Origin of the sequence: Kaistella sp. (genome assembly GCF_041824135.1) — a bacterium.
Classification (GTDB): domain Bacteria; phylum Bacteroidota; class Bacteroidia; order Flavobacteriales; family Weeksellaceae; genus Kaistella.
This window is the reverse complement of sequence record NZ_JBGZYM010000001.1, coordinates 1-10,654: the sequence shown is the minus strand read 5'-3', so window position 1 is coordinate 10,654 and position 10,654 is coordinate 1. Positions and strand designations below refer to the sequence as shown.

At 35.5% G+C, this 10,654-nt stretch carries 12 protein-coding genes, 1 tRNA gene and 1 pseudogene; 3 read left to right on the top strand and 11 right to left on the bottom strand.

The features are described from left to right. Positions 1 to 483, top strand: a pseudogene (locus tag ACEYOS_RS00070) (potassium transporter TrkA); the annotation flags it as partial. 138 nt (positions 484 to 621) lie between these two features. Here the strand turns inward: ACEYOS_RS00070 and yajC are convergent. The 3 genes from yajC to nusB are packed head-to-tail and all read right to left on the bottom strand — an operon-like array spanning position 622 to position 2,354. After that, on the bottom strand, positions 622 to 948 hold the full coding sequence (yajC, locus tag ACEYOS_RS00065) for a preprotein translocase subunit YajC (RefSeq protein ID WP_373708833.1): 327 nt from the start codon (positions 946 to 948) through the stop codon (positions 622 to 624). Positions 949 to 967: 19 nt separating this feature from the next. Further along, entirely contained in the window at positions 968 to 1,447 is a 480-nt protein-coding gene (locus ACEYOS_RS00060; protein ID WP_373708832.1) for a DUF1573 domain-containing protein, read from the bottom strand. Position 1,448: 1 nt separating this feature from the next. Beyond that, a complete protein-coding gene (nusB, locus tag ACEYOS_RS00055) occupies positions 1,449 to 2,354 on the bottom strand; it encodes a transcription antitermination factor NusB (protein WP_373708831.1) in 906 nt (301 codons plus the stop codon). A 201-nt stretch (positions 2,355 to 2,555) separates the two neighbouring features. Here nusB and ACEYOS_RS00050 point away from each other — a divergent pair, with 201 nt between their 5' ends. Together ACEYOS_RS00050 and ACEYOS_RS00045 are read left to right on the top strand one after the other, a co-directional pair. Continuing rightward, the gene (locus ACEYOS_RS00050; protein WP_373708830.1) at positions 2,556 to 4,217 is read left to right on the top strand and encodes an ABC transporter ATP-binding protein; all 1,662 of its coding nucleotides are present in this window, start codon (positions 2,556 to 2,558) and stop codon (positions 4,215 to 4,217) included. Positions 4,218 to 4,330: 113 nt separating this feature from the next. Further along, positions 4,331 to 4,666 carry a DUF3276 family protein gene (locus ACEYOS_RS00045; RefSeq protein WP_373708829.1) on the top strand — a complete coding sequence of 112 codons (336 nt, stop codon included), beginning with the start codon at positions 4,331 to 4,333 and terminating at the stop codon, positions 4,664 to 4,666. A 130-nt stretch (positions 4,667 to 4,796) separates the two neighbouring features. Here ACEYOS_RS00045 and ACEYOS_RS00040 read toward each other — a convergent pair. The 8 genes from ACEYOS_RS00040 to ACEYOS_RS00005 all read right to left on the bottom strand — a co-directional run. Then, positions 4,797 to 4,870: transfer RNA gene (locus ACEYOS_RS00040), tRNA-His, on the bottom strand. A gap of 35 nt (positions 4,871 to 4,905) precedes the next feature. After that, positions 4,906 to 5,625 carry a bacillithiol biosynthesis deacetylase BshB1 gene (gene bshB1 / locus ACEYOS_RS00035; RefSeq protein WP_373708828.1) on the bottom strand — a complete coding sequence of 240 codons (720 nt, stop codon included), beginning with the start codon at positions 5,623 to 5,625 and terminating at the stop codon, positions 4,906 to 4,908. Between the two features lie 15 nt (positions 5,626 to 5,640). After that, a complete protein-coding gene (locus ACEYOS_RS00030; protein WP_373708827.1) occupies positions 5,641 to 6,318 on the bottom strand; it encodes a hypothetical protein in 678 nt (225 codons plus the stop codon). Continuing rightward, positions 6,315 to 7,184 carry a dTDP-4-dehydrorhamnose reductase gene (gene rfbD, locus ACEYOS_RS00025; RefSeq protein ID WP_373708826.1) on the bottom strand — a complete coding sequence of 290 codons (870 nt, stop codon included), beginning with the start codon at positions 7,182 to 7,184 and terminating at the stop codon, positions 6,315 to 6,317. Before rfbD ends, ACEYOS_RS00030 begins: the two co-directional genes overlap by 4 nt. Continuing rightward, positions 7,184 to 7,672 carry an acyl-CoA thioesterase gene (locus ACEYOS_RS00020; protein WP_373708825.1) on the bottom strand — a complete coding sequence of 163 codons (489 nt, stop codon included), beginning with the start codon at positions 7,670 to 7,672 and terminating at the stop codon, positions 7,184 to 7,186. Before ACEYOS_RS00020 ends, rfbD begins: the two co-directional genes overlap by 1 nt. Before the next feature lie 62 nt (positions 7,673 to 7,734). Beyond that, entirely contained in the window at positions 7,735 to 8,229 is a 495-nt protein-coding gene (locus tag ACEYOS_RS00015) for an OmpH family outer membrane protein (protein WP_373708824.1), read from the bottom strand. Positions 8,230 to 8,264: 35 nt separating this feature from the next. Beyond that, entirely contained in the window at positions 8,265 to 8,906 is a 642-nt protein-coding gene (locus ACEYOS_RS00010) for an OmpH family outer membrane protein (protein ID WP_373708823.1), read from the bottom strand. Positions 8,907 to 8,917: 11 nt separating this feature from the next. Then, a partial coding sequence (locus ACEYOS_RS00005) for an outer membrane protein assembly factor (RefSeq protein WP_373797472.1) occupies positions 8,918 to 10,654 on the bottom strand: 1,737 nt, incomplete at its 5' end.

Genomic DNA, 10,654 nt, shown 5'->3' with positions numbered 1-10,654 from the left:
GTAATTCCAAGTTTGCCGGTACCGATTAAATTAGGATTCGCAGCAGGACCGCTGATTGTAGCGCTTTTAATATCCCGTTATGGTGGGATTTCATTCATCCATTCTTACATCAACACAGGCGCGACTTATTTCATGAAAGATTTCGGAATTTGTCTATTCTTTGCAGCAGTAGGAATTCACGCAGGTGATGGTTTTTACGATAATTTCATTCAATACAATGGTTGGATGTGGTTGCTGTATGGATGTACAATAACTTTTATTCCATTATTTTTAATGGTGATCATCGGTCGGTTTGTGATGAAAATTAACTTCTTGCAACTGGTTGGAATAATGAGCGGTAGTTACACAGATCCCGCAGCTCTTTCATTTAGTACGAACTATTTAGACTCCGATATTCCCATTCAAACGTATGCTCAGGTTTATCCGCTGGTCACGATATTTAGGATCTTTGTAGCGAGCTTACTGATTCTCTTTTTTAGTTAAATGAGGAATTGCGGACCTATCTTAGCTGCATAATTTTTATTAAAGTTTATTGAACCCCGTTTCAATAAACTTTTTTTACGTCTGAAAACAAAAAAGCAACCTCAATGAGATTGCTTTTATATCCTTGTTGCGAAAATATTATTTCGCTTCCGGAGCATTGTCAGGAAAACGATTTTGTGTAAAATCTCTTGAAATTGCTGCTTTTTCAAACTTTAATTTCCCAGAAAGCGTTTCGATAATTACGCCATCTTCCATAATTTGGCTAATTCTACCGTGCATTCCAGAGGTTGTTACCACTCTGCTTCCCACTTTCAATTCAGCTTGAAAGTTTTTCTCTTGCTTTGATTTTTTCATTTGTGGACGGATCATCAGGAAATAAAACCCAACGAACATTAATCCCATCATTACCATTGTTGGCATCATTGAACCTTCTGGTGCTGCTGCTTGTAAAAATATTGTTATCATTATAAAATTTTTAATTTAATTAAGGTTGAATATCTGCCGAGAAACCAATAATAATCGGCGCTTTCTCTACATTCGCGTACACTTCGGCCTGTTTGTTTACCAACCCATCGAAACCAGCAGAATCAAACTTCAAAGTAATTTGTCCTTTTTTTCCTGGCAAAATCGGCTCTTTGGTGTAATCTGGAACAGTACATCCACAGCCTGGCTTAACTTGCGAAATGATCAATGGATTTTCACCCATATTCGTAATTTCATAAGTATGTTCTTTTTTATCTCCTTTGTTAATCTTACCGAAATCAAACTGCGCTTCAGAAAGAACAATGTTTGTTAAAGGTTTTGACTTTGCTTCTTTGATCATATCCTCTTGAGAATCAATGTTCGGTTCAGCAACCTGAGTGGTTGGCTCTTCAATCACAAGTTGATCGGCAGTTTGTTCTTTTTTGCAACTCAACAAAGTTAAAGCAACAACAATCGGTGCTATTTTAATAAAATTTTTCATATTAACTTCTATTTAAATCTTTAGTGTATTTATCTAAAATTCCATTGATGAAAATGTTAGAACGGTCTGTTGAAAAAACTTTAGAAATCTCGATATATTCATTAATAATAACTCGTGCTGGAGTTAACGGAAAATAATCAAGTTCTGTAATGGCGGAAATCAAGATGATTTTATCAATCAAAGCAACACGGTCCAAATCCCAGTTGTCTAATCGTCCTTCCAATTTTTTCTCGTTTTCTTCCCAATGATTTAAGGATTCTTTCAAAAGTTTCCGTGCAAATTCATGATCTTCTTCATCTTTAATCATTCTTATCAAAGTATGACTAGGTTCGTTTTCTTTGAAAAAACCAATGGTTTTTTGCATCATTGAGTTTGCGATATGAAAATCGTCTGACCAACTCAATTCTTTTTCTTCAAGATGCTCATGAAAATCTTCATTCTCAGCGATATATCTTAAAAATAATTTCCCAATAAATTTTTGATCAGCTTCGAAAGAATGTCCTTCTTCTTTCATAAAATCTTGATATCTCTTACCAGCCGACATTCTTTGAAACGTCTTCACCAATAAATCATCATAACTGTCCCATTTTAAATCCTGATGTTTAGAAGTAAATGAAAGGCGTTCCTCATTTTCTTCTAACTTGATTAAAACCTGGTTGTTGATGAATTTTTGGTTGGGATTGATTTCTTTATCAGTTTGAATGTATTTATTCTTACCGATTTCGATTTGTCTTTCTGCTAAATCTTTTAGAGCCACCAAAAAATTAAGTTGGTAAATGTAAAGATGATAGATTTTATCGATTTCCGAGAACATATTCTTCTCTAATACATCGAATTTGATGGGATTTTGATAATACGAATACAACGATTCTACTACCTTTTCGCGAATTTGTCTTCTTCCTAACATTTCAAAGAGCTTTTATGGGTGCAAAGATAATAAATTTGTCGGAAGTGGAGAGCGGTAAGGCATAACTTATGCTAAGAATCCATCTACCAAGATTATTGAAAGCACCGATAATCTTTATATTACAAATAATATCAATTTTCAATTTCTTACTTTTGCACCGGCTTACAAGCAATCAAACTGCTGATAACCGAATGATTATTTATGAACGCACTGAAGACTCTAAACCCTTATTTCTGGAAACATAAAACCCTTTTATTTTATGGGTTTCTATTCATAATTGCCAGTAATTTTTTCAATATTTTCAAAGTTCAGTTTGTTGGAAAATCAATCGATGAAATTGCAAACACAAATAGTTTAGGATTTAACAAACAGGTTTTGATTTATGTTGCCATCATTGTCGGCTCTTCCTTACTCACAGGATTTTTCACCTTTATGATGCGTCAAACCATCATAGTCGCTTCCAGAGGAATTGAATACGAACTAAAAAACAGAATTTACAATCATTATCAGGAATTATCACTGGCCGACTTTAAGAAAACCACCATCGGTGATTTAATGAATCGATTGAGTGAAGATGTTGTCGCGGTGAGAATGTATCTTGGACCAGGCGTAATGTATGTTGCCAACTTAGTGATTTTACTGATCATCACGAGTATCTATATGTTAAACACCAACGTCGCGATGACGCTTTGGTCTCTTCTACCCTTACCGATTCTCTCTTTTCTAATTTATAAAGTAAGTTCGATCATTAATAAAAAATCGAAAATCATGCAGAAAAGCCAGTCTGCGATTTCGACTTTTGTACAAGACAGTTTCTCCGGAATTCGAGTGGTGAAATTTTTTGCTAAAGAGAACTACATCGAAAAAAGTTACGGAACGAAAGTAAAGGATTATCAAGATAAATCTCTGGATCTTGCGAAAACAGAAGCTTATTTTTTTACCATCATTCTTTTCGTTATTGGTTTATTAAATGTGGTCATACTTTTAATTGGCGGACAAAAATATATGGCGAATGAACTGTCGGTCGGTAAGATCGCAGATTTCTTTTTGTACATTAATATTTTAATTTTCCCATTCTCAATGGTCGGTTGGGTAACGTCAATCAATCAAAGAGCTGAAGCATCAATGGCGAGAATTAACGAATTTCTCGATATGAAAACGGATATTATTAATACCAATAACGAGAATTATCCAATTAAAGGAGATATCGAATTTCGAAATGTTTCTTACGTTTATCCGAACACAGGAATTAAAGCCCTTGATCAATTAAGTTTTAAAATTGAAGCTGGAAAATCTTTAGCAATTATGGGGAAAACCGGAAGCGGGAAATCAACCATTGCACTTTTGCTTTGTCGTTTAATTGATCCCACGGAAGGGGAAATTCTCATTGATGGCAAAAATCTAAAAGATCATAATTTGGAGAACTACCGCAAATTCATCGGTTATATTCCGCAGGAAAGTTTCCTTTTTTCTGATACGATTGAAAATAATATTGGATTTGCGATCGACAAACCTTCTCACGATTTAGTTGTAGAGTTTGCGAAGAAAGCAGATGTGCATAAAAACATTGTCGAGTTTAAAGACCAATACAAAACGATGGTTGGCGAACGTGGAGTAATGCTTTCTGGTGGACAGAAACAAAGGATTTGTATTGCAAGAGCTTTAATTAAAGAACCGAGTATTTTAATTTTTGATGATTCGCTGTCGGCTTTAGATACAGAGACGGAAGAAAACATCCTGCTCAACATCGAAAATGAAATACAGAATTGCACTTCAATTATCATTACCCATCGTGAAAGCAGTGCCAAGCGTGCCGATAAAATATTGAACCTCACTCCACTAGAAAATGAAAATCTGAACTAATTAGGAAATTCCTTACTGATAATCTGTAATTTTTCGCAAATAATTAAAAATAAATTTCTCAATTAAAAGAAATCTTTTATATTTGTTACACAAGATTTGAAAAACAGAAAGAAATGAGTGATTACAAGGAACGCCACGAAAATGAAATTTTCACAAAGGTGCTGAAGGCAGGAAGAAGAACATATTTCTTTGATGTGCGCGAGACCAAAGCTGGGGATTACTATTTAACAATTACCGAGAGCAAAAAGAACTTTGGTGAAAATGGAGAAGCCTCTTTCGAGAAGCATAAAATCTATTTATATAAAGAAGATTTCAAAAGCTTCGAAGAAATGTTCAAAGAATCTACAGATTTCATCATTGGCCAGAAAGGCGAAGATGTAATTTCTGAAAGACATGACAAAGACTTCAAAACAAAATCATTTACAATTGAATCCGACGACGAAGTTTAAATGATTTTCTATAAAAATTAAAAAGCATTCAAAATTTTGAATGCTTTTTTTTGGCTTTAAACTTTCCATATATTCAGATTAAAAGTAGGAAAACGAAAAAACGCATTGATAATCAATGCGTTTTAACTTGGGTGGATGATGGGTCTCGAACCCACGACCTTCGGTACCACAAACCGACGTTCTAACCAACTGAACTACAACCACCGTTTGAGAGTGCAAATATAAGATTTTTCGATATACTACAAAATTATTCCATCAAAATTTTTCAATGCAATCAACTTTTCTGTCGTAAAGCCTTCCGCGTAGTCAACTCCGGAGAGTCTACCAAGGTCTTGAGCGCGATAAGTAAGGCTTTCCAGGAAATCTTTGGAAGCGATCGGCGTCATCGGTTCTGTCGAGTTTGGATCGTAAAACTGCGTTTTGTAGGCCAAACATGCCTCAATTTTCTTTTCCATGAAGTCAGAAACATCTACAACGAACGCTGGAGTGATATGTTTCCACTGAATATAATTGAAAATACGCTTCGGTCGCCACGCTTTTTGGCTTTTATTTTCTAAAGTAGTTTCTATCTTAACAAGTCCCGACAGAAAGCACGCATCTGAAACTAATTTGGAAGCTTTTGCATGATCAGGATGCCGATCATCAATAGAATTTGCAAACACGATTTCTGGTTGGTATTTGCGGATCATTTTGACGATCTGCATTTGATACTCTTCGCTGTTTACCAGAAAGCCATCTTTCAATTTCAGATTTTCTCTATTCACATAACCCATGATTCTTGTCGATTCCGCAGCTTCCTCTGCTCTGGTAATATTCGTCCCACGCGTTCCAAGTTCACCTTGCGTCAAATCGACCACAGCGACTGTTTTTCCTTCTGAAATCAACTTGGCTAAAGTTCCACCACAACCTAATTCTACATCATCAGGATGAGCTCCGATTGCTAAAATGTCTACTTTCATACTGCTCAAAATTTGTTATTTAAAATATTGATAAATGGTTGTTAGAAACTGGGCATAAGATTGTTCCAGTCGAATAATATCTCCCGATTTTAAATTAATTCCCGGATTTCCGTATTCATTAGAATTTACCGAAAGTCCAGACAATTGAAAATACTGAACGGGTTGATTTTGCTTCGCGGCGATCTTAATGCTTGAACCCAATAATTTTCGAGTTGATATCGTATAAATCTCTCCAGGCGCCATTTTCATTTCTGTAAAGCTTCTTGGCTCAAAAACCAGCTTTTCATTATTAATGGAAATGGTTTGCTTTTTATAAGGCGAGGAAATAAAATAAACCTTGTTTTCTTCTTTAGGAAAATCTGAAGTTGGCAGATAGTACAAACTTAGTTTATAATGCGCTGGATCGAATTTGGACAAAGTTCCATCAACCTCTTCAAACGGTAAAAACGCAAAAGAGTTGGCACCAATTTCTTTGGCTTTTTTATAGATCATTCCAAATACTTTTGCATCATTATCAGAAAATCCCTGTACTTCAACTTCGCCTAAGTATTCTGCAGCAGTCGTTTCAGGATTAATTTTATAGAAAATTTTATCTTTGTTGGAATGTGATTTCACCACTTTATTCAACATCACATTTTGTGCGAAAAAGAAAGTTGCGAGAAATACTAAATTTAAAAATAGGAATTTTTTCATTCGGGTGTTGTTGCTAAAATTTCAATACAATCCTGCAGAGAATGCTCCCAGTGGATCGGTTCAACGCTATATACTTCTTCTATTTTATCTAAAGCCATTGTGCTGCGTTTGGGACGTTTTGCAGGTGTTGGAAACTCTTCGGTTGTGATCGCTTTCAATTTAATTTTTGAATCAGAGAATTCGGCAATTTTAGAAGCAAATTCAAACCAGTTTGTTTCCGGATAATTAGAGAAATGGAATACTCCAAAAGTTTTTGGATCTGAGTCGATAATTTTCATCACCGCTTCTGCTAAGTCGTTCGCATTGGTTGGCTGACCAAACTGATCAGAGACAATTCCCAATTCATCTTTAACAGTGAAAAGGTTCAACATGGTTTTTACAAAGTTCTTGCTGAACTCTGAATATAACCACGATGTTCTAATCACAATGGTCTTAAGATTATTTTCGAGCGCAAGTTCTTCGCCTTTCAATTTGGAGGCTCCGTAAACCCCTTGTGGATTCGTAAAGTTATCTTCTGAATATGAAATATTACTTTCCCCATCAAAAACATAATCTGTGGAAATATGTATTAAAGTGGACTTCGTATTTTTACAAGCTTCCGCTATATTTCCTACCGCTTCAGCATTGACAGCGAATGCCTTTTCAGCTTCTTTTTCGGCTAAGTCAACGGCTGTGTAAGCTGCAGCATTGATGCAAAAATCAGGTTTAAAATCGTCAAAAAAATCATCAACTGCATTTCGGTCCGTGATATCTAAATCTTCAGAACTGGCGAAATTAAATTCAAAATTACTATCAAAATCTGATGACAGCTTTTTAAAACAATTCCCTAACTGCCCGTTACCACCAATTACTAGTATTTTCTTCATTATAGATTTGCTTTTTTATTCTGCTTTCTGAAATATCCTGTGCGTTCTTTAAAATCTTTTTCTTCTAAATCGACCAAGAATTTTTCGAAAAGTCTTTTGGTATCTTCTGGATGAACATCTGATTTCCGGGTTTTCATATTGAAATAAATAACGGTCATCCACAAAATAGCATGAATGGTTTTCCCATCTTCACTTTTCATTAAGATTTCAACCTTGGAAACGCGGTCTCCTACTTCAATCGTTTTACTTGAAATAATGACTTTAGCATTGTAACGCACTTCTTTCAAATAAGCGATTTCATTTTGAATGGTAATCCAAGTACAACCTGTTTTTCTGGTGTATTCTTCATAGGTAAATCCATACCCAGATTCTACGTGATCTTCTCTTGCGTTGAGCATGTATTCCAGATACTTCACATTGTTAAGATGACCGATAGGATCGCAGTCGCTAAAGCGTATTCTAGAAAGATTGGAAATTTCTTTTTGCATGGTACAAAATTAAAAAAACCATCCCGGATAATTGGGATGGTTTGAAATATTAAAATAATTTCTTAAAGTCCTAATTCTTTTTTCACTGCTGGCGTAGCATCTGGACCTCCTTTGTAGATCAATGCACCTGCATCAATAATAAAATCGTATCCGCTAGCTTTCGCTACTTTTTCTACTGCTTTGTTCAATTTCTCAACGATTGGCTTTACTGCCGCGTCTCTTCTTTGAGCTAAATCATTTTGAGCAGTTTGCTGAATTGCCTGAAGACTTTGTTGTTTTTTCTGAAGTTCGGCTTCTTTAGCAGTTCTTTGAGCTTCTGTTAACTTAGCACCTTCTGCCTGGTAAGCTTGCACTTCTTTCTGGAAAGCGTCAGCTTGTTTACCTAGTTCGTCGCCTTTAGTTTTACTAAAAGCTTCTAATTCGGTAGTCATTTTCTTTGTTTCTGGCATTACAGCTAATACTGCTTCATAATCCATCATTGCAACCTTCTGGGCTTTTGCAACTCCTACGGTCGCAAACATCATTACTGCTGCAAATAATACACTTAATTTTTTCATAATTGGGGTTAAGTTAATTTATAGTTGATTGTTAATTACTTAGTTTGTCTCGCTTTTGATTCTAACGATTGGTTTTCCTGTCCTTTTAATGATCTCATTTTTTCTGCTCGATCATTCAGTACATTTCGCTTGTTGTTTTCTGCTTTGTCCACCTTTTTTGTTGCTGAATTTTTGAGAAGCAAATCTAACACTTTATCAGTATAGTCGTACCTTTTATCAAGGAAAATTACACTAATGTTATTGCTTTTATCAAGAACTATGCCCAAAGTATTTTTCTCTGATACCGTCTTGATTGCTCCCCAAATAAGATCCTGAAAAGGTTTCGTTAAATTGGATCTGGCGTTATTAATTTCGCCCATTGAGCCAAAACGATTATTAATCATCGCTTTAATTCTTTTATCTAAATCATCTACTTCTTTTTGACGAAGCTTTAACTGATCACCGATTAAAAGTACTTTTTCATTCTCAAGAGTAGTTCTCTTCTTTTCAAAATCGGTTTGCAAAGTTTGAATTTCATTTTGCCAATTGGTAATCTGCTCATTTAGTCTGGCTTCTGCCTCCTTATATTGCGGCAATTTACCAAGGATATAATCCGTATCAACCACTCCTATTTTCTGAGCACTTGCCGTAGTTGCAAAGCTTAGAAGGAATATGAATAATAATTGAAACTTTTTCATACTAATTAAATTTATAATGACTGGTTCATCAGGAAGTGAGTCTTCCAACCTGCAGGTTCTGTTCCGATTGCTGTTTTATCAAATCCATAAGCGAAATCAAATCCGATCAATCCGAAAGCTCCCATATATACTCTAATCCCAACTCCCGCTGACCGTTTCAACTGGAATGGATTGTAAGAACCGAATGAGTTGTAAGCGTTACCTCCTTCTAAGAAAGATAAGGCATAAATTTTAGCAGTCTGGTTCATTGAAATCGGATATCTTAATTCCAACGCAAATCTGTTGTAGATCGTTGCTCCACCGTAAGGCGTTACGTCTTCTAACGTTCCTCCGGTTGACGATGCATTTTCATATCCACGAAGCGGCACTAATTCCCTACCATCATACCTACCACCGAAAAGTCCGGTTCCTCCGACATAAAATCTCTCGAATGGCGGCGCTCCCAATTCTTTATTATATCCGTTTAAGAATCCCATTTCAGCGGTACTTCTTAAAACTAATTTTCCGGCAACCGTATTATAAATATCGGCTTTCATTTTCACTTTATAAAACTCTAACCATTTGTATTTTTCAATTGGTTCTAAAGTAGAATAATCTTTATCACTAAATAGGGAATATGGTGGAGTGAATTTCACCGATGCTTCAATATTGGAACCTGAAGTTGGGAAAATCGGATCGATACCAGCAGAGTTTCTACTCAATCCTACATTAAAACTAAAGTTCTTCGCAGAACCGTAATATTCTGTAGTATTTCCAAACTGGAATGGGTAGTTTTCGAAATCATAACTCTGATACTGGATCCCAGTATATAAAGAGAAATAATCATCTGGCCATCTTAAAAGTCTATTTAAACCAGCACTTGCTGAGAAGATATTTAATTTTTGAGTCAATCCGAACTGATCAGAGTAACGAACCAACGATTGATTAATTCCTACTGATAAGGCAGTTGGTTTTGTTCCAAACAACCATGGTTCTGTAAATGAAATACCATAATTCTGGAAGAACTGACCTGCTTGTGCCTGAATGGATAAAGTTTGTCCGTCACCTTGTGGAACTGGCTTAAAGTCTTTAAATTTCAAGAAGTTTCTCAAAGAGAAGTTGTTGAAAGTAAGTCCTAAAGTTCCGATGAATGAACCTCCGCCATAACCAGCTTGTAACTGAACCTGGGAAGAACCTTTTTCAACTAAAGTCCAATGAACATCTACCGTATTATCTTGTGGGTTAGGCGTAATTTGCTGACCAACTTGCTGTGGATCAAAAAACTGCATTCCCGCTAAATCAAAATACGTTCTTTTAATATCGCTTTTCGCAAATAAACTTCCTGGTTTCGTTCTCAATGAACGAAGAATAACGTGGTCATGTGTTGTGGTATTTCCACTCCAAGTTACACGGTTCCAAGTTGCTTTTTCACCTTCGTTAATTCTAATTTCAAGATTAATGGAATCTCCTTTAACTGATTTTTCAATCGGAGTTACATTAGAGAAAAGATAACCACTGTTCATGTAAAGAGATTTGATATCAGAATCATCTTCTTTACCACCGTCTTCACCTACTTTCTTGTTGAAACCTACGGCGTCATAAATATCTCCGCTTTTATAACCTAATACTTTTTGTAAATAATCGGTCGAGAATGCTGAATTCCCTAAGATGTTCACATCACCGATATAATATTTTTTACCTTCATTCAGTTTTACATTTATCTCGTACTGATTCTTAGGATTTCTCCAAACTGAATCTGAAACAATCTG

Excerpts from the sequence above, each read along its gene's own strand:
- ACEYOS_RS00020 (WP_373708825.1), bottom strand. The coding sequence starts at position 7,672 with ATGCAAAAAGAAATTTCCAATCTTTCTAGAATACGCTTTAGCGACTGC.
- ACEYOS_RS00015 (WP_373708824.1), bottom strand. The coding sequence starts at position 8,229 with ATGAAAAAATTAAGTGTATTATTTGCAGCAGTAATGATGTTTGCGACC.
- rfbD (WP_373708826.1), bottom strand. The coding sequence starts at position 7,184 with ATGAAGAAAATACTAGTAATTGGTGGTAACGGGCAGTTAGGGAATTGT.
- ACEYOS_RS00010 (WP_373708823.1), bottom strand. The coding sequence starts at position 8,906 with ATGAAAAAGTTTCAATTATTATTCATATTCCTTCTAAGCTTTGCAACT.
- ACEYOS_RS00030 (WP_373708827.1), bottom strand. The coding sequence starts at position 6,318 with ATGAAAAAATTCCTATTTTTAAATTTAGTATTTCTCGCAACTTTCTTT.
- ACEYOS_RS00045 (WP_373708829.1), top strand. The coding sequence starts at position 4,331 with ATGAGTGATTACAAGGAACGCCACGAAAATGAAATTTTCACAAAGGTG.
- ACEYOS_RS00050 (WP_373708830.1), top strand. The coding sequence starts at position 2,556 with ATGAACGCACTGAAGACTCTAAACCCTTATTTCTGGAAACATAAAACC.
- yajC (WP_373708833.1), bottom strand. The coding sequence starts at position 948 with ATGATAACAATATTTTTACAAGCAGCAGCACCAGAAGGTTCAATGATG.
- bshB1 (WP_373708828.1), bottom strand. The coding sequence starts at position 5,625 with ATGAAAGTAGACATTTTAGCAATCGGAGCTCATCCTGATGATGTAGAA.
- ACEYOS_RS00060 (WP_373708832.1), bottom strand. The coding sequence starts at position 1,447 with ATGAAAAATTTTATTAAAATAGCACCGATTGTTGTTGCTTTAACTTTG.
- nusB (WP_373708831.1), bottom strand. The coding sequence starts at position 2,354 with ATGTTAGGAAGAAGACAAATTCGCGAAAAGGTAGTAGAATCGTTGTAT.